The 20,259-nt window shown below is 43.0% G+C and carries 12 protein-coding genes; 8 read left to right on the top strand and 4 right to left on the bottom strand.

Translation table 11 applies throughout. The annotated features are described in order from the left end of the window. Positions 1–10: 10 nt before the first annotated feature. The 3 genes from ACXAH2_RS08450 to ACXAH2_RS08440 form a co-directional block, all read right to left on the bottom strand. The gene (locus tag ACXAH2_RS08450; RefSeq protein ID WP_475077846.1) at positions 11–5,158 is read right to left on the bottom strand and encodes an amino acid adenylation domain-containing protein; all 5,148 of its coding nucleotides are present in this window, start codon (positions 5,156–5,158) and stop codon (positions 11–13) included. Continuing rightward, positions 5,158–7,251, bottom strand: a complete 2,094-nt coding sequence (locus tag ACXAH2_RS08445) for an AMP-binding protein (protein ID WP_475077845.1) — start codon at positions 7,249–7,251, stop codon at positions 5,158–5,160. Before ACXAH2_RS08445 ends, ACXAH2_RS08450 begins: the two co-directional genes overlap by 1 nt. Before the next feature lie 95 nt (positions 7,252–7,346). Next, on the bottom strand, positions 7,347–8,327 hold the full coding sequence (locus ACXAH2_RS08440; RefSeq protein WP_475077844.1) for a TauD/TfdA family dioxygenase: 981 nt from the start codon (positions 8,325–8,327) through the stop codon (positions 7,347–7,349). Positions 8,328–8,441: 114 nt separating this feature from the next. Here ACXAH2_RS08440 and ACXAH2_RS08435 point away from each other — a divergent pair, with 114 nt between their 5' ends. Both ACXAH2_RS08435 and ACXAH2_RS08430 read left to right on the top strand, forming a co-directional pair. Beyond that, complete coding sequence (locus ACXAH2_RS08435; protein WP_475077842.1) at positions 8,442–8,780, top strand: MbtH family protein; 339 nt, start codon at positions 8,442–8,444, stop codon at positions 8,778–8,780. Between the two features lie 69 nt (positions 8,781–8,849). After that, positions 8,850–10,298 carry a diaminobutyrate--2-oxoglutarate transaminase gene (locus ACXAH2_RS08430; RefSeq protein ID WP_475077841.1) on the top strand — a complete coding sequence of 483 codons (1,449 nt, stop codon included), beginning with the start codon at positions 8,850–8,852 and terminating at the stop codon, positions 10,296–10,298. Between the two features lie 81 nt (positions 10,299–10,379). On the opposite strand, the gene ACXAH2_RS08425 is transcribed toward ACXAH2_RS08430, so the two are convergent. Next, positions 10,380–11,558 (bottom strand): BaiN/RdsA family NAD(P)/FAD-dependent oxidoreductase, encoded by a 1,179-nt coding sequence (locus tag ACXAH2_RS08425; protein WP_475077839.1) that lies wholly within the window; start codon positions 11,556–11,558, stop codon positions 10,380–10,382. Positions 11,559–11,952: 394 nt separating this feature from the next. On the opposite strand from ACXAH2_RS08425, the gene ACXAH2_RS08420 reads away from it, so the two are divergent. The 6 genes from ACXAH2_RS08420 (at position 11,953) to ACXAH2_RS08395 (ending at position 20,062) form a co-directional block, all read left to right on the top strand. Continuing rightward, positions 11,953–12,537 (top strand): hypothetical protein, encoded by a 585-nt coding sequence (locus ACXAH2_RS08420; protein ID WP_475077837.1) that lies wholly within the window; start codon positions 11,953–11,955, stop codon positions 12,535–12,537. Between the two features lie 151 nt (positions 12,538–12,688). After that, positions 12,689–13,984 (top strand): imelysin family protein, encoded by a 1,296-nt coding sequence (locus ACXAH2_RS08415; RefSeq protein WP_475077836.1) that lies wholly within the window; start codon positions 12,689–12,691, stop codon positions 13,982–13,984. Between the two features lie 158 nt (positions 13,985–14,142). After that, positions 14,143–15,525 carry a di-heme oxidoreductase family protein gene (locus tag ACXAH2_RS08410; RefSeq protein ID WP_475077835.1) on the top strand — a complete coding sequence of 461 codons (1,383 nt, stop codon included), beginning with the start codon at positions 14,143–14,145 and terminating at the stop codon, positions 15,523–15,525. Continuing rightward, complete coding sequence (locus tag ACXAH2_RS08405) at positions 15,525–16,583, top strand: imelysin family protein (RefSeq protein WP_475077834.1); 1,059 nt, start codon at positions 15,525–15,527, stop codon at positions 16,581–16,583. The genes ACXAH2_RS08410 and ACXAH2_RS08405 overlap by 1 nt, the downstream gene beginning before the upstream one ends. 1 nt (position 16,584) lies before the next feature. Beyond that, positions 16,585–17,703, top strand: a complete 1,119-nt coding sequence (locus ACXAH2_RS08400; RefSeq protein ID WP_475077832.1) for a DUF1513 domain-containing protein — start codon at positions 16,585–16,587, stop codon at positions 17,701–17,703. A 364-nt stretch (positions 17,704–18,067) separates the two neighbouring features. After that, positions 18,068–20,062, top strand: a complete 1,995-nt coding sequence (locus ACXAH2_RS08395) for an EAL domain-containing protein (RefSeq protein WP_475077830.1) — start codon at positions 18,068–18,070, stop codon at positions 20,060–20,062. Positions 20,063–20,259 lie beyond the last annotated feature (197 nt).

Here is a 20,259-nt window from a genome sequence, read left to right as displayed (position 1 = left end):
GTCTGTGCTCTTAGGCCTCCAATTCAGCAAGCAAATCAAGAAATTCTGTATCGGTAAGTTCTGCATCAGGGAAATCAATGGCTGTCGCCCGCCCACTATCTGGCTCGCAACAGTGTTCAATGAGATCGTTTAGCGCTTGGAGAAAACGCTCTGCTAGATCAGGGACACAGCGATAGGCATTTACACTTTCCAATTCAGGATTCGCATACGAAGGGTAAGTCCACTCAACAGTCAAATTGCCGTTCAACACCATGGCATTGATATCGAGTAAATGCGACCGCAACGCACTGGCGGACTTCATGCCGGGACATAATGGCGTCGCCAATTCAAATGGAGCGTCCGAATTGATATTGTCTTGCTGTCCCAAGTAGTTAAAAGACACAAAACTATGTGCATTTGGTGCAAGAATTTGCGAGTCAGATTCAGCGGACAAGTATCGCAATAGGCCGTATTCCAACCCTTTTTCAGGCATTCGACGCAACTGTTCTTTGTTATGAATCAAGGCCGTTTCCCAGTCAGCCACAGCGGACAATCGCTGAGGGAAACGGCTCGTAAACCATCCCACACTTGAAGACAGATCCAAGCCACTATTGCCCGGTTCACGTCCATGCCCTTCCAGTTCAACTGTAATATCCGTAAGCTGTTGCCATTGTCCTAGCACTTTTGCCAAAGCTGTCACTAACAGCTCTTGTACACGAGTGTTGTATGCGTCATTCGCTGTGCTCAACAGTCTTTTTGTTAGCTCTTTTGATAGAGATACTTGAGTGTTAGCACTGTTCTGATAAGTGTTCTGGCAAACATGGTACCCATGATTAACTGAACCCGTAACTGTATGCTCAACCTTTGGAAGCAAAGGCTGGATCTGACTCTGCCAATAAGCATTGGCTGCTTGAAAATCAAGCGTTTCAAGCTGCTTTGATAGATAATCTTGCCATTCATCAAACCTCGCTGTGTTAGCCGATATTCTTGATCCAGATTCAATGCCAAGACCGCTTTCAGCTTGTGTATAAAGGGCAAAGAAGTCTTCGAGCAACACTTGCCAGCTAATTGCATCCATAATTAAGTGATGCGCCGCACACAACAGTTGCTTTGATGCTGACAGCCAAACAAATTTAATTAGTGGAGCATGATCTAAACGAAAATCCGATTGCAAGCGCGTGAGTAGCTCGTTATTCGGATGATCTCGTTCCGTCTTTTCATGGCACTCCAACACCAAACGATCAGCCCAATTCAGATCAATAGATTGGTATTGTTGGAGCCATACATCGTCTTCTTTGAAAAAAGCCAAACGTAGACTAGGGTGACGTTCAACTAACATCATAGCGGCACGACGCAATGCTGATACATTTAAGTCAAGCTTACTATTGAGCAAGAGTGACTGATTCCAATGAGCCAAGTTTTGCTCATCGCACTTTTGATCCGAAACGTTTGAATTCAAGCCATTCTGTTGTTCGAAAAACCATGCTTGAATCGGGGTTAGAGCAAATGCCATCTGAGGCAAATTAAGATGTACTGCGTTTAGACTTTTATCCACGTTCTGGATTGTATTTGCATCAGCTGTATCTGAGTCTAATTGAACAGCGGCCGCTAATTCAGCCATGGTTTGATGTTCAAATACTTGCTTCGGAGACATGGTAATGCCTGATTGCTTCGCTTTAGCGATGATTTGTAAACTCAGAATCGAATCACCGCCCACCGCAAAAAAGTTGTCCGTGGCTTTTAAATCCCCTTTCCCCAACACCTCTTTCGCAATATCGAGAAGCGTTTGCTCAGTTAGACTAGCAGCTTTTGTCGACACGTCTGCAACTTCTGGTACAACAGCAACTTTTGCAAGCTCAGTAACAGTTTGATGCTCAAAGATCGCCTTGGGTGTCAGTGTGATGCCAGCCTGTTTCGCCTTAGCAATAATCTGGAGGCCAAGAATGGAATCTCCGCCATTAGCAAAGAAATTATCCTCAACCGTTAGCTCAGGTTTACCAAGAAGGGTTTGCCAAATGTCTAATAGAGTCTGCTCGGTTGCTGACAATGACTGACTCGATGATTCAGATTCTTCTTTGGCGTTTTGTTCAATTAGAGTCTGCGAGTAGACATCAGGATCAGGCAAAGCGTTTCGATCTGCTTTACCGTTCCCTAATAACGGTAGGCTATTCAACGGCACCCAAACTGTCGGTACCATGTAATCCGGCAACGCTTTCAACATTCGAGATTTTAAATCGTCGAAAGAGTGAAGCGGTGAAGTGTTACTGCCTGAACCATCTGTCACAATGTAGGCGACCAGTCGATTGTTCTGCCTTTCATCAGGAACATTCAAAACAACGGCGTCATTCGCATGTTGTTTTAGCCAAGACTCGACTTCACCCGGTTCAACTCGATAACCGCGTATCTTGATTTGGAAGTCACTTCGTCCAACGAAAAACAGCTCGCCGCCTAGCAGTTTGACTTTATCGCCAGTGCGATACCAACGTACGCCATTAGAGTCTTCGCTAAAGCGTTGTTCTGTTAGCGCAGGCTGTCCTAAATATCCTGTTGCTAAGGTTGGACCTGATATCTCTAACTCTCCAGCGAAACCTTGTGGAACAACTTGATTGAAACCATCGACTACGCGAATACTCACATTCGCCAACGGCTTACCCAATGCGATGCTGTCGTCGTAAAGATCCAGTTTTTTCGCAATCACACCCACCGTTGTTTCAGTAGGTCCATAGTGATTAAAGACCGACAGGCTCGGTTGTCGTTCCGTTACCTTCATTAGCAACTCTGGCGAGATGGCTTCCCCGCCCGTAATAAGAGCCTGACTAGGTAACCATTCTGAACGAGAGGTAGCAAGCAAGATGCCATTTAAATGAGATGGCACTATCTTCAAACAGTCAACCGACTCTCTCGCCAGCTCATCAGCCAAGGCTTCCGCATCAAACGCCAGATCTTCATCCAGAAGACGCAAAGTGCGACCACTTAATAGCGCCCCAAACACAGCCGTGTAACTAAGGTCTGCACCGCTGCTTGCTAAAGAAGCCAAACTCGCGTGCTTTGACAGCTGCAAACGATCCAACACACCTGTGACGTAGTGAATCAAGTTAGACTGACTAACTTCCACCCCCTTTGGCTGCCCTGTGGACCCAGAGGTGTAGATAACATAGGCTGCCAATTCTGCGCTTGGTATTAAATCATCGAATCGGGGGAAAGTACCTTGAAAGTCTACATTTTTGCCGCTTTGCTGGCTTTCAGACTCAACCGCTGTTAGCTGAGTAACATCTATTTGTTCGCATGTATCTAATTGCCAAGCTGTCTTCGAACTTTGCAAATATTCAAAGCTAATTAGGGCTGATAGCTTTGCGTCACCAGCTATAAAGGCGAGTCGATTTTCTGGCCACTTTGGATCCATCGCGACATAAGTCGCACCTATACGCCAGCACGCTAAAATCGCTACAACTTGCTCGACACTGCGCTCTAAACAGATACCGACTCGGTCTCTTTTATTAACTCCTCGCGAATTCAATACAATGGCTGCTGAATCGACAAGGCGCATTAACTCACCATAAGAGACCTTTCGCTCTCCCATATGCAAAGCAATGTTTCCTGGTGAATTTTCACATATTTGAACGAATGCTTGCCAAGCGGTTTCAGCCATTGGTGCAAGCGTCCGACCAGACAAGGTAGAGGCGTTTTTCTCGGTCGCAAGCTTGAGAGCCTTTAGTGTTTTGGTTTGATCCTGTAAAAGCTGCCCAACAAAATGAAGGAAACTATCTCGAATGCTTTCGACCGTGCTGCGGCGAAACAAGCTATCGTTGTAACGCCATTTACCAAGAAAGGCGCTCCGATTATCGACCACAACTAGATTCAGCTCATGCGCCGCACCTCGTTGCTCAGCTAACAATTCTTCTTCGACAATACTCGATATGTTCGCCTCTGGGCGCTCATGATTTAACGTAAACATATGCTGAAAAACGGGTGAGCGCCCAGCCTCTCGCTTCACATTCAGCTTTTCTACTAATGCTGCAAAGGGGTAAGCCTGATGCGCCATAACGTTTTTCGTTTGCTCTGCAACCACAGCCACCCATCGCTCAAACGACAAATCAGGTGCAGGACGACAACGAAGCGCTAGTGGATTAACAAAGTAGCCAACCAGTTTTGCGTCTTCAACGGATAAACGCCCTGAGCTGGGGGTGCCAATAATGAAATCATCTTGACCGGATAGCCGCGACATAAACCACTGAAATGCCGACATCCACCAAACATAGGGGGTCACTTCAAATGCGCGACATTGCTCTCTTAATTGAGAAGCTTGATTCTCAGGTAATAAAAACGAAATTTCTTCTCCATCAGAGCCAGTCTTTGTACTATGTGGAAAATCCGTCGGCAGAGTCAGTTGAGGCAGATTATCAAGTTGCTCTAACCAAAAAACTTCGTCAGTTTCACCATTGCGAACAACACTTAGCTGACGAGAAGACCAATCACGGTAACCTTCACTCGCTGCTGGTTCTGAATCATCTAATGACTCACCTTGCAACAGCTTCAACAGCTCAGAACGTAGTACCTCAAACGAGATAAAGTCAGCCGCAATGTGATGAATCACCATTGTGAAATAACTCACGTATTCGTCACTGGTTTTGTTCACCAATATCGAGCCGCGACAAACGTGCCCCTCCTCAAGTTTGAGAGGTCTGTCCGCCTCACGCGAAATCCAACCTTGAATTTGCTTTTGATTTCCATTTGTTAAAGTCAAAACAGATACGGTAGGAGCGACAAAATCAGAAGACATCCACTGCACAGGATCACCGTCGCGCTCTCCGTATGCGTGACTAAGGATAGAATGACGAGCAAGTAATTGATTAAACGCTGACTGTATATCATCCGGGGTGGCACTCGCGTTAAGCTTGACCGAATAAGCCATGTTATAAGCTGAGCTGTCCGGGTTCATTCGATAGAGGAACCATAGCGCTCGCTCATTGAGACTTAAGGGACGTGGTGAAAAATAATTTGGGTGCGTCTTTAATGCTTCAATCATTCCCGACTTATTCTCACGAACTTCCGCTAGTAAGGCTTGATCCATCGCACCTTTGGACGCCTTAAAAGATAGCTTACCGCCGTTAAGTGTCAGAATTACGCCTCGTAACCAGCATTGTCTTAACAGCTCCAAAACCTTCTTTTCTGCGCCCATTAGATTTCCCCCTCAATTAGGAGTTCCTCATCTAATGACCGATCGAAAGTGGCCGTTTTTCTTGATTGTTCTTTAGACAGTTTGGCAAGAAACGCTGCAAGTTCATTGGTTGTCGGATATTGCCAGACCAAGTCTGGAGAAAGAGAAGTATCAAGTTTCTGCGCTAGTTCATGAGTTAATGTCATCGCGTCAATTGAGTCTAAGCCAGTCGCAGCGAGTTTTTGGTTAGGGTCAATCTGAGCAACACCAACCTCGAGACGACTCGCAATCCAAAAGCAAATCCAACGACCTATACTCGCTTGGTCACTCGCTACAAAGTTAGGTTCAATTAGGGCCTCCGTTGTATTTATTTGTAACTCATTTGCAGACCATTGCTCTAAAGCTCCAAACTCTTTGCGTATATACATATCACGACTTTTAAGACGCTGAATTTTTCCGGAAGTCGTCTTTGGCAAAGAAACAGGTTTAATCAGCAGTACCGCGTCTAAACTTATCTCATGCACTTCAGCAACTGTCTGACGGATTTGTAAAATAATTTGAGCCAGATCACTACGACGCATGCCCTGACGTGTCAACTCCTGAACAACCACAACTTGATTGTCTCGGGTTTCAAACACTGCGCCGCCATGTGCCGCCAACGCTTTATCTACAGATTGAACCGAGGCTTCGATATCTTGTGGATAGAGGTTTCTACCATTAACGATCACGACTTCCTTTGCTCGACCACTGACATATAACCAACCGTCTAGTACAAAACCTAAGTCGCCAGTACGTAAATACCCACCTTCTCCATCCAGAACATTGTCAAACATTTCGGCAGTCGCTTCTGGTTTATTCCAATAGCCTTGGGCGACACTGCCTCCATGCACCCAGATTTCACCAACCTGATTATCTGGAAGTACACGCTTTGTTTCTGAGTCAACAATCTTAATCGACATTTGATCGTTGATACGACCTGAAGACGGAGCATTCGCTATTTGATCTGGTGACGCATCGCGATCAACAGGCAATACTTCACCTTGCTGTAGAGATGCTTTATCCAGCTTAACATTCCGATAAACGCCATCGTGAGCAGTTGCTGTGATAAATAAACAGGTTTCTGCCATACCATAACAAGGCTTAAGTGCTTTGCGTGTTAATCCACATTGAGAAAACGCATCGTAAAACCGCTCTAACGTTTCCGAGTGAATAGGCTCTGCACCATTAGCCGCAAAACGCCAAAGACTCAAATCCAGCTCTGACTTCTGCGAGTCGCTTATTCGCGCAACACAGTGCTCGTAGATAAAATTAGGGCCGCCACTCATCACCGCTTTGTAATCCGAGATGGCTTTCAACCATAAGAAGGGGGTTTGCAATACGACCGGGGGAGGCAATAACCAGACAGACGCTCCCGCCATCATCGGGCTTAATACACCACCAACAAACCCCATATCGTGATACATAGGCAACCAAGTCACGATATTCGATGAAGAATCAAGAGAAAACTCTCGAGTAATGAGATAGGTGTTATGAATTAGATTTCCATGCCCAAGCATCACCCCTTTTGGTGAGCCGGTAGAACCGGAACTGTACTGTAAATAAGCAATAGAACTTGCTTCTATATCAGGCTGTGACCATTGCTCAACAAACGAGATTGACTCCTTACCGACAACAAACTGGCGACACAAATGTGAAGACTCTTGAAGCCAACTCGCAACTGCTCTGTCATGCTCAGCACTACAAAGCACCACAGACGCGCCAGAATCCATCACTATATTATTTAGGCGCCCCCAATCTCGACGCTTATGCTGCGGGGGGTAGGCTGTCACCGCGATTAAACCTGCATAAATACACCCCCAAAAACCCACGATATAATCGATACCGTTTGGCATCAGCAACATCGCTCTATCGCCCACCTTAGATAACCCTTTTAACTCGACCGCTATGGCTTTGGCACGCAATTCCAACTCAGAATAAGTAATGCTTTCAGTAACGTCAGTTCCATTTGAAAGATAATAAAAACAGGTTTTATGCCCGTTGATACGTGCTTGGCACTGCAGTAATCCAATGAGGTTACTGTGTGTTAATTCATTGATAAGAGCATCATGCTTCATAGGTGGTCTCCTGCGATCATTCGTGGTATTTCCTGCATGATCGCTATATAACTTAATTGCCGTGATAAATTAATGTTGAATACTGGTACTTGGCTTTATTGGTTGGATTCAGCCATTGCAACGACGACTTTACGCTCACCTTTAAAAGTGCCACGTGCATGAGCGGTTAACATGTTATCGAGCATCATGACATCGCCTTTTTCCCAAAGAAATTTAACCTCACAATCCTTCATTACTTGACGAATATGATCCAAATCCTTCTCATTTATTGAATTGCCATCGCCGTAATAAACATTCCTAGGCAGATTGTCTTCGCCGACGATCGAAAGCAAAGTTTCACGTACGTGAGGCTGTAGGTTAGAGACATGAAAAAGATGAGCCTGATTAAACCAAACTGATTCTCCAGTACGAGGATGACGAGCACTAGCCTGACAGACCTGACGAGTTCGCAACTCACCATCAGCCTTCCATTCATACTCAATTTGATTTAAGTCACAGAATCGTTCGACATCAGCCTTGCTTTCTGTACTGAATGCTTTTTGCCAAGGCAAATCGAGACCATTTCCGTAATTACGCACATACATTAACTTGCGCTGTTCAAAACGCTCGCGAACTTCAGGCTCGATTAAAGAATAAATTTGTCGGCTATCTGCAATTGGAGTTTCTCCACCTTCATCTGCAACTTTTAGAGAACAAAACCAAATTCGCATCGGCCAATTCAGTGTATAAGCCTGTTCATTATGAAGAGGAATAACTTGGTGAGCAGGATACTCAGTAGATGTATAAACCCTTCCTTCTACTTGGCTACGAGGTGTTGAAGCATAATCATAAGTCAGAAGCTCACTACCAAACGCCTTGGCAAACTCCTGAAAATCTTGGTCTGTCGAAATTTCAAAGCCACGGAACAAAACGCCACCCACCCGCTCTAAACTTGCATCAATAACCTCTTTAATTTCATCAAAGCAATGCCTCCAATTCGTCAAATCTCGCGGCTCAATAACAAGAGGCAATGAACCTAAACCTTCTAATTGACGGGTGGTAATTGATGACTCAACAATCTCTTCCTGGAGTGACATTCACAACCTCATTTAATGTTTGTTAATTAAAGTTAGTCCATACACTTATCGACAAATCTTCTAATCTAAATCTGAAGATTTAAAAAATCATACCGCACCATTAAACAAATTGAAATGATATTGATTCCTATTTATACTTATCTTATAAATTATTTTATCAATAAAATTAAAGTTGGCATTTTTCATATCATCTATATTCAGGTGTTTAAAAATCAATCAATTTCATTGGCATTTATGGAGATCAACATGAGCCTTGATGACCCAAACACTCTTTTCAATGTTGTAATTAACAGCGAAGATCAGTATTCAATTTGGCCTAACTACAAAGACATTCCAAAGGGATGGAAAGAAGCAGGAAAAACTGGCAGCAAAGATGAGTGCCTAAACTGGATAAAAGAAACATGGACAGATATGAGACCTAAAAGCCTGCGAGATGCAATGGCAAACGGTTAAAGAAAACAAGGAATTCCAAGGGCGGTATTGACTAATAAATTAACCGCGCAATTGGAAAATGGAGACATAATGAACCATACCATAAACGATATATTACCGCAGAACGATCGACCAATAGAGATCGCCTCCGACTCCAACAAATCTGAATTGAATCTAGAGCATTTCATTAGTCAACGCCCACGTCATCTTACATCAACACATTACTTAGAAAACCAAAAACAGCGAGAGTCTAACGCAAGAAGCTATCCCCGCCGACTTCCACTTACACTCATAAAAAGCAATGGGATTTATTTACAAGATTCAAATCGCCAAATATTTATTGATGGACTAGCAGCCGCAGGAACTCTTGCTTTAGGGCATCACCACCCAGAGATATCAGCAGCCATTACTAAGACATTGCAAAGCGGAATACCGCTGCAAACTCTTGACATTACAACCCCCATAAAAGAAGCATTTGTCGATAAATTATTTCAACTGCTTCCCGCTGAAATAAGCAATCAAGCTCGCATTCAATTTTGCAGTCCTAGTGGAGCAGACGCGGTAGAAGCCTCCATAAAATTAGCAAAAACTGTAACGGGGCGTAATACCATAATCGCCTTTTCAGGTGCTTATCATGGAATGACGCAAGGCACTTTATCCATTATGGGCAACTTAGGGCCAAAATCTGCGATAGGCACTACTCTACCAGATGTACAGTTCTTACCTTATCCATATGCGCCACGCTGTCCTTATGGCTTGGGAGATGACGGAGTAAAAGTCAGTTTAAACCAGTTGGAAACCATGCTAACAGACCCAGAGTCTGGTGTGCAAAAACCCGCTGCGATCATTTTAGAAGCATTACAGGGTGAAGCAGGAGCGATACCTGCGGATAAAAAATGGCTAAAAGAATTACGAGCGTTAACTCGAAAGCATGGCATCATATTAATTATTGATGAAGTTCAAGCTGGCATGGGTCGTACTGGTAAAATCTTCGCTTTTCAGCACGCAGAAATCGTACCCGATATTATCGTTCTCTCTAAAGCAATAGGTGGAGGCTTACCTATGGCAGTTATCGTCTATAAAGACGAACTCGATCAATGGCAGCCAGGCGCACACGCGGGCACCTTCCGAGGAAATCAGCTCGCCTTAGCATGTGGACAAGTCGTCATGCGACAGCTTTTGGAAGAAGACCTTCACCTTCATGCAGGGCTAATGGGGATACGACTAATGACACATTTAAAGAAAATCAACAGCCCCATTATTGGTGATATACGCGGACAAGGCTTAATGATCGGCGTTGAAATTATTAACCCACTTTCTGAAAAGGACAAGTTAGGCAACTACCCAGTAGATGGAGAACGAGCCCTAGCTGTTCAACAAGCAGCCTTAAAACAGGGATTAATTATTGAACTTGGTGGTCGATTTGGATCAACCATCCGCTTTCTACCACCACTTATCGTAAACGATAGAGAAATTGACATTATTGCAGAACGATTTTCTTATGCCATTCATTCTGTGGCTTCACAATCGATGTATTAAGAGAGACACGGCTCACCTTTTTTTAAATATGATTTGGTGAGCCAATTTTAAAAATCTATTGGCGCTATTTAAAATAAACTTTCAAACATACTGCCCAGCAGCAAAGCCACTACTCCAAGCCCATTGAAAGTTATAGCCACCTAACCAACCTGTTACATCCAGAACTTCACCGATGAAATACAGTCCTTTTTGTTTCTGTGATTCAAAGGTTTTAGAGCTGACTTCATTCGTATCAATACCGCCTAGTGTCACCTCCGCTGTGCGATACCCTTCCGTTCCATTGGGGGCAACGTCAAAATGGCTTAAGTATTGGGTTAACCCTTCGAGTTGTTCATTAGACACTTGGGCAAACTTTTGATCGAGCCAAGGCAATTCGGTTTTCATCAGTTCGACCAATCGCTTGGGCAATTCATTGGCAAGATAATTCTCTAGCGTTTTCTTGGGTTGTTGTTCTCGCGCTTGGTTTAACGTTTCGAGGCTCAAGTCGGGCGCAATATGAATTTGTAATGCTTCGCCCGGTTGCCAAAAATTGGTAATTTGTAAAATAGCCGGACCACTGACACCACGATGGGTAAACAGCATAGGTTCTTCAAACTGAGCATTATTGGCACTGGCGCAAATGTCACAAGCTATGCCTGATAAGGCTGAGAGTTGTTCTTTTCGCTCTGGTTGCAAGGTGATTGGCACCAGACTTGCGCGCGTCGGCAACACCTGATGACCCACTTGTTTGGCAAGCTCATAGCCGAAACCACTCGCTCCCATAGTTGGAATAGACAAGCCTCCCGTTGCGACAACCAAGGATTCACACTCAAATTCACCTTGGTTTGTGCTGACTCTTATGCCATCTTCTCGATAGTCAATTTGATTGACTTGGGTATTCAATTGCAGCTGTGCACCCGACCATTCCACTTCTGTCATGAGTATGGCCAATAAGTCTTTTGCCGAATGCTCGCAGAATAACTGCCCTGGTGCTTTTTCTACGTAATCCAGACCATGACGATCTACCAGATCCACAAAGTCCTGCGGCGTATAACGTCGCAATGCCGAAATACAAAAATGCGGATTATCTGATAAGAAGTGTTTCGGGGCAGCGTCCATGTTGGTGAAATTACAACGGCCACCGCCTGACATGAGGATTTTTTTACCCGCTTTATTGGCATGATCTAATATCAGTACTTTTCTACCACGATAAGCCGCCGTAGCAGCACACATTAAACCCGACGCACCAGCACCAATTACGATCACATCTTGTTTATCCACAGCCTACCTCATGTCGATTTTCGCTGCATTATAGTGTTTGAGCAGGATAATTTCATTGCTAAGTCAGAAAATCCTTACAAAAAACAGAAAAACTTTTTGTGACATTTATTTTCCACAGAATCCGTGAAGAAGCTTGTGGGAAGTTTATATTTATCTTTATTTTTCATATGGTTATACAAAATCAAACATTTTTTTATTTTTCTTAAAAATAAAATTTATTCGATAAAAGCAAGGTTTTTTTTATAAAAGTGCAAACTTTTTTCATATTAAGGCTTTACAGCACTATTGTATGTATATACAGTACTGTAAAAATAAACAGTTAATATTATTTTCCTTGTTTCGACTCGTCCCTTTTATGGTCAAACAAGGAACATCAAACCGTAAGGAGTTGATTATGATTAAGCGTCTTACCTTAGCGTCACGTATGCAAAAGATTGCTCTGTTCAGTTTGGCAGCACTTGCTTTATATGCACCCGCTAAAGACTTGGTGGAGTATTCGCGTTCTGTATTGGCTCAAGAAAACATTGCGATTGTGGATGTGTCCTTTGGAGCCAATATGCCTTGGCAGAAGTCACAGAGTCATTATCTAAAGGTGGGCAGTAATGCTCAGGGCAGCTTATCAAGAGCACAGGTGATTTACACTAAACTGCGTTTTGATAATCCAACCAATGAAACTCAAACTTATCGTAAGATTTGGCTGAACTTCAGTCATGAAAATGGCGATCAAGAATACACCACGGATTATACCCTTTATAACAAAGACACACGCCAGCGCTTAATCGGCCAATCTATTCAAGTTGGGCCAAATACGTCAGTAGAAGTGATTGCAGCTTATCGCTTTATCCCCAGTTATCAACATAAAACCCCTATTAGCATGAGTGTTTCTTGGGAAGGTCAAAATTTACTGCGGGAAAAGGCATGCGACTATAATCTAATGAAAACTGCTGAAAACACCTTCAACTATGAATGTGGTTTATAGATTATATTACTCAATTGCAGAGTGTTGAGAGCCCCCCCTAACTCTCAGCACTCTGTAACCATCCAATTAAATTTCCTGCAAAAAACACAGATTGATAATCGTTTTCATTTCTCTTATAGTGTTTTGACAATTCAATATTGGAGTGTCAAACATGAAACGTATACTTACACCTGTTGCTATTTGCGTAACCGGTGCGCTGCTTACAGCCTGTGGTCCTAGCAATGTTAAAAATGAACCTTCAAATGTAACAGCTGATTCAGTGGTTACTCATTATGCTGACATAGCTGAGGCCATTTACGGCGACTCTCTATCTACTGCACTAGATCTACGTTCAACGATCGATCGTTTCCTTGATAATCCAACTGAAGCTAATTTAACCGCAGCAAAAGAGGCTTGGGTTGCTTCTCGTGTTCCTTATCAACAAAGTGAGGTTTACCGTTTTGGTAACGCCATCGTTGATGACTGGGAAGGCAAAGTTAATGCTTGGCCTTTGGACGAAGGTTTAATCGACTATGTTGCTACCAGTAGCTATGGAACAGAGTCCGACTTAAACCCACTTTACACTGCTAACGTTATTGCTTCTAAGAGCTTGATGATTGGCGGTCAAAAAGTCGACTCATCTAATATCACGCCAGAACTTATCGCTGATTATTTGCAAGAAGCGGATGGTGTGGAAGCGAACGTTGCCAGTGGCTACCACGCGATTGAATTTTTGTTGTGGGGTCAAGATTTACATGGCACCAATCCAGGTGCTGGTGAACGCCCTGCTACAGACTTTGATCTAAACAACTGCACAAACGGCAATTGTGATCGTCGCCGTGAATACTTATCCGCTGCGACCGACCTATTGATTTCTGATCTTGAAGAAATGGCCGGCAATTGGAAGCAAGGCGGAGCTGCTCGTGTTGCTTTAGAAGAGCAATCTACTGAGCAAGGCCTAGCCACTATGCTAACCGGCATGGGTAGTTTGGCATATGGTGAATTAGGTGGTGAACGTACCAAATTGGGCTTGATGCTTCATGATCCTGAAGAAGAGCACGATTGCTTCTCTGACAACACTCACTGGTCACATTACTATGATGCTAAAGGCATTAAAAATGTTTACCTTGGTGAATATCAACGTGTTGATGGTAGCTGGGTAAAAGGGGCATCCTTGTCTCAATTGGTAGCGCAACAGAATACAGCGCTCGATCAAGATATGAAGCAGAAGCTAAATCTAACCGAAGAAGCGGCTCAAGCTATGGTTGACGCAGCGGCGAAAGGCCAAACATTCGATGTACTGATTGCCATGAACAACACACAAGGTAATCAATTAGTACAAGATTTTGTGGACTCTTTGGTCGATGAAACTCGCGTTACCGAGCAAATCATTCAAACCTTAAATCTTCAAGGTATTGCTCTAGAAGGCTCAGACAGTCTGGATAACCCAAGCGCTGTGTTTGAATAATACCTTCATTAAGGTATTTCACTAGGGACGATGAAAGCCAATTAAAGGGAAGGAAACCACTTCTTGCTGTATATCATAGAAGTGGTTTCCTTCCCTTTCACTTTTCTGGTGATGTGAAATACTATGTCATTTAGTCAATTAAGGGTGTTTGTCTAACAATGACCTTAAAACAAGGCAACTTATTTGCCTTTATAAGTTTCTTTGCTGGCTTCTTTGTCTTTCAGAACACGGCAGTAGCAAGTGAATATAATCGACCTCTTGCCAACTTAAGTGTGGAAGAAAAATTGGATTTTCACATAGGCGAAGGCGTGTTCCAAAAATTTTGGGTGCCCTCTCCTTCATCAACCACCGCCAGTGATGGCTTAGGACCTTTATTTAATACTCGTTCATGCAACAATTGTCACCGAAATAACGGACGAGGCCATGCGCCTGAAGCCGGTATTAGCGGCGCTTCTGTCCCCTCTTTTATGGTACGTTTCGGTAAGACCTACGAACATTATAATGAGTCGTCACAACATATATATCCTAATACTGGCGATCCGAACTATGGTGAACAACTACAGGGACAAAGCGCACCAGGCATCTTGCCAGAGGGTGACTTTCACCTTAGCTATGAAACCAAAATCGTCACTTTGGAAGATGGCATCAAAGTGCCGTTACGAAAACCCAAACTGCATTGGACAAGCTTGCATTATGGCCCTCTTAACGACAAAACTGGCATAACCTTATTAAATTCCCCACCTCTAATAGGTATGGGCCTATTAGATAATATTCCAGATAGCATCATTATCGAGGCGGCAGATGCTAATGATAAAGATAATGATGGTATCAGTGGTAAAGTCAGCTGGATTCCAGCTCAACATGGCAATCAATTGGTTGTCGGCCGCTTTGGCTATAAGGCCTCTACACCAAGCGTGAGTGTTCAAAATCAATTGGCTTTCAATACCGATCTTGGATTGTCTACCAAACATTTTCCTTCACCTTCAGGAGACTGTACTGAACGGCAACAAGCCTGTCGTCAAAGCCCCAATGGCAACAGTCCACATCTTGACAATTTAGAAGTCGACGCACAACAAGCTCGCCTAGTAGACTTGTATGTCTCTCTAGCAGCACCGCCTGCCATGCGCAATCTCTCGGCCGAAAACTTTTTAAAAGGCAAAGATATTTTTATGGCATCAGGCTGTGCAAATTGTCATACACCTAAAATGACGACGGATGATCAGTCTGCTTTTGCTGTCTTAAAAAATCGCACTTTTTACCCTTTTACCGATATGCTTCTGCACGATATGGGCGCAGAATTGTCCGCAGGTTTTCCCAGTTATTCTGCTCTGCCTCAAGAATGGCGAACCGCACCACTTTGGGGATTGGGTTTATCTGAGAAAGTATCTGGACGAGTTGGCTTTTTACACGACGGTCGTGCTCGCACAATAGAAGAAGCCATCTTATGGCACGGTGGTGAAGCCAAAAAAAGTCAGCAGGCTTATAAAGGTTTATCAAAAGAATATCGTCAAAAACTTATCTATTTTTTGGAGTCGTTATAATGATGAAGCAGTTTCCTAAATTGATGTCCTTCGCTATCGGGGTCGCTTTACCCGTTATGACCTACGCTGGACAATGGCAAGGCCCACTAAATGGCATAGTAAACGACGTGATCAGAAGCGGTTATCATGCATATGCGACATCAGCGCAAAAATTGCAAACCACGACAATGGAATTTTGTGGCGCCCCAAGTCAAACCACTAAAGCACTTGCACAACAAGCATTTCAACACAACACCTTAGATTGGCAACAGGTACAATGGCTAAACTTTGGCCCTGTCACCTATTTCATGCGTTATTATGCATTTGAATATTGGCCAGACAAAAAAGGCGTTACTCAACGGCAGTTACGCAGTCTGGCACAGCAACCGGATAAAATGGATGCCCCTAAATTCTGGACTTCCGCCAGCATTGCTGTACGCGGACTTACCGCAATTGAAAGTCTCATGTACCATCCCGATTTTACGCCATTGACATCGTCTGAACATTGTCACTTGCTCTCTATGGTTACCCAACATCAGCATGACAGCGCTCAAGACGTTGCCAAGCAATGGCAAGAAAGCCAAGCTCAAAATTGGGTCTTTGCTGAAGAAGGTACACAAGTGGATAACGAGCATGCAGCACTGGAACAAATGCTACAACAATGGCTAGAACACATGTCTGCTGTTAAAGACGCTAAGTTAGAAAACCCAATTGGTTATAAAGGTCGTCAAAATCTTAAACTGGCAGAATTTTATCGCAGTAAGTTATCTTTGCCTTCTATTCAAGCCAACCTGCTTTCGTATCGTAAAATCTATCATGCTGGCAACCCCTCCCTATACGACATTGCTGAACAAAAATACCCACAACTGGCGGATAAACTGGAAAGTGCATTAAACAATAACCAAAAGTTGGCGCTGCAATTACCTGAAGATTATTTTTGGGGAGAGTACAATCAAGCGCAGCGTATAAAAATGGCTCAGCCTTTGATTACATCCCTTTCAAACAGTCAAACCTATCTTACACAGTTAGTTACTCAGCTAGGCTTTCAAATTGGTTTCAATAGCCGCGATGGAGACTAATATGCTGAGTAGACGAGCATTTTTAGGTCTTAGTAGTGTCATTGCCTGTACACCGACTTGGGCCAATTTGACGCTCCCCAAAAGTGCTCACAGTCTCTTTGCCTCAGCCTTTTCGAAAACCAATGAAGTTGGCCTCAAAAGCCACCATTTTGGTTTATTTGATACGCAAGGCAAAATGGTCTGGCAAAGCCAATTACCCAAAAGAGCACACGCACCACTTGTTCATCCAAACAAAGCCATCGTTGGTATTGTGGCGCGCCGACCAGGTTTCTTTATCCATTTTTTTGATGTGACGAGTCAACAGCTTGTGTCACGCATTGAACCTGAAGCTGAACATCATTTTTATGGTCACGCCCTATTTACCCTAGACGGTCAACGCCTGATCACTCAGGAAAATCACTACCCTTCAGGTCAAGGCAAAATATTCATTCGTGAATGGCCCAGTGGCAAGGTGTTACAACATTTTTCCAGTAACGGCATTGGCCCGCACGAGTCCGTGTTACTTCAAGAAGATGTCCTTGTTATAGCCAACGGTGGTTTAAAAACTCACCCTAAGGAAGATAGAAAAATACTGAACCTAGATAGCATGGCACCAAACGTCAGTTATCTATCTTTGCTCGATGGTAAAATTCTGAACCAAGCAGCCAATGCACCTGAACTGCATCAGTTAAGCATTCGTCACTTGGATGTTAATGCCGAAGGCACTGTTGCCCTAGGATTTCAATATCAAGGCCCACTCTGGGATCAAGTACCTTTGGTTGCCTTATCTCGATTAGATCAACCAGAGTTGGAATATTTGCCTATCCCCGAGCCGATTAGACAACGCTTCAAGCAATATTGTGGCAGTGTGTGTTTTGATCGCTCCGGCGAGGTGTTGGCCATCAGTACACCTAGAGGCGGTTTTGTCGCTTACTGGCATGTAGAAAGTAAGACGTTTCTTGGCGTGGATAATTGTCGTGATGTGTGTGGCTTGGTGGCCCATAGCCGCTCCCATGAATTCATCCTAACCACAGGAAATGGCAAACAATTTTCCAGTAATCCGGTGCAAAATCGGATACAAATGATCAATAAACAAGCAGCTGTTCACTGGGATAATCATTTAAGAGAAATTAGTATATAAATTTTCCATTTTAAAGCCCAAAGCCAATGGTCAAGCCTTCTATTTTTAGGTAATGTCTATACAAGATGTTTTTGTATTAGTTGTATTTACATTATAAAGTTGTTTGATCTTGTTGGATTCTCTTAAGCAGTACTTTTTTATTGATTCCGCTCAATCTTCTGGACAGGGCCCAGCCACATTCCAGTTAAGCATTTTGCGCATTTTAATCGCTATCACAATCAGTATATTTGTGATTTCAGAATTACACTCCATGCTCCTCAATGGCGTGCTATTCTTCTTTGAAATAAACAGCGTCTATCTCTGTGCTTTATTCGCTATTCTCTATTTAAGCAAGTCACATACGAAAATTTGCGCGATTGTGTTTGTGCTTTCACTGACACTTATCAGTGGTGTTATGCTGCTCACCAATCCAGACAGAGAATCTGAGAAATACGCCTTAATCGCACTTTACTCCGTCCCCATCATCACCAGGTTATTATTCACTTTCAAAGCCTCTCTATTAGCGATGGCATTCAACTTAATCCCTTTCTATTTGGTAACCACTCAATGGATTGATGAGCTATTAGTGGGAGAATCGTCCTCTTTTTATTTCCAATTGTTGACCTTTATGACACTCAACATAGGTTTACCATTAGCGGTTTCACAGATCATACACAGCTTAGAAAGTCACAGTTCAAAAATGCGTGAACTGTATCGCAAGTTAAATGAAAATTATCTTTTATATGAAGAATTTTTTGAAAACACTGGTACCCCCACACTACTTTGCGATCAACGTGGTGTACTCATTAAAGCCAATCAATTGGCTCAAAAATTATTAAGCAAGCATAAACATACACATTTTACGGGCACTCGTATTGGCGAATGGCTTGCTCCATTAAATCAGCAAACTAAACTTTTTTGGCAGTCCAATAAGGCAGAATGTACATTAAAGCACAACATCGATGTTCACATTCAGGTAAGACGCGCCTCTTTAACCAATCACGGCCATTATGTTTTGCATTTGGATAACATGACGGAGTTTCATGCCATTCAACAAAAACTGGAAAGCACACAACAAACCAACAGCCGTTTAGCACATTACGATCTACTGACCCTACTACCCAACCATTTGCATTTTTGTCGTCAAGTCAATTTAAAAATCAATGAACAGGACAACCATTTAACGGGTGCCATGTTCATCATACGAATTAGCCAATTTAAATTACTGAACAAACAATACGGTAAAGATAGCGCCAATAAAGTCATTTTAAACTTCTCTAAGGCTTTACAAAAAAAGCTATCCGATCAAGCCATTGTTGGACGTTTACGCGGCGTAAAATTCGCCTGTTTTATTCCCTTAAATCAAACACACCTTATTCCTAAAAACTTATCCATGTTGATTAAAGCTTTATTACCCAACCAACTTATGATGGATGGGCAAAGATTAAATATGGATTATCAATTAGGTATCGCCTACTACCATACAGACGGGAAAACCGCAGAAGAATTATTAGAGCATTGTGAGATGGCTCTAGAGTACTCTAGCAGTATGGATAAATTCTCTTTTTATAATCATAAACTCGAAAGCAAACTGATTAGAGAACATAACTTAAGTCTTCAACTAAGCAGCGCCATTAAAAACAAACAAATTGATATTTGGTTACAGCCTCAGACGGCTGGTAATGGCCAAATCAAATCCTTTGAGGCTTTGGCAAGATGGAACAACAAGGGTGAATTTGTTTCTCCTGTGGAATTCATCAAGCTGGCGGAAAAACTCGGTATGTTGCCGGTATTAGCGGAAAATCTCGTAAGAGAATTAGTCATTACTTTGTCCGTCTGGCATAAAGAACGCATCAAAACTCCCATTGCGTTTAATTTAGCAGGGCAAGAATTAATGAACGACACCTTCTTTGCCTTGCTAATGACATTAATTGCCGATAACCCTTGGCTATCTGAGATGCTTGAATTGGAAATCACAGAAACCAGCTCAGTTATGACCCACCCTCTTATCCATAAACGCTTACGTAGTTTGTCGCAATACGGTTACTCCATTGCCATTGACGACTTTGGTACAGGCCAAGCCTCCCTTGGACAACTGGTTGATATTCCTGCAAGCATACTCAAGATAGATCGTCGTTTCGTCGCGCCTTTACCAGAAGATAAACGACATTTAGACATAGTGAAATCCACTATTCAATTGGCTGTATCTTTGAACATGCAAGTCATTGCTGAAGGGATAGAAACCAAAGAACAAGCCAACCTACTCATCGCGTTAGGCTGCCACACATTACAAGGTTATTACTTTGGCAAACCTGCTCCTATGAGCGACTGGACAGCGAATGATCATGAAAAAGCCAAAGAACTCAGAATGGTGTACTAAAACTAAGCCCCTTTTTATACACTTCATTGCAAGTGATTCAGACGCTTTATTCTCAGCAGCATAAAATAAGATACACAGACATAAAAAAACCAGAGCTAGGCTCTGGTCAGAGTGTCGATAAACCCCAGTATTTTCACTGGGGTTCTTTTTTTTAGCTTTGTTTTTTAAAAATACATTAGGTCGTTCTATACTGAGTT

This window comes from Marinomonas sp. ABL3_031 (assembly GCF_056161265.1).
Note: the sequence above shows the minus strand (reverse complement) of the source record. Positions and strands in the feature narration are given on the sequence as shown.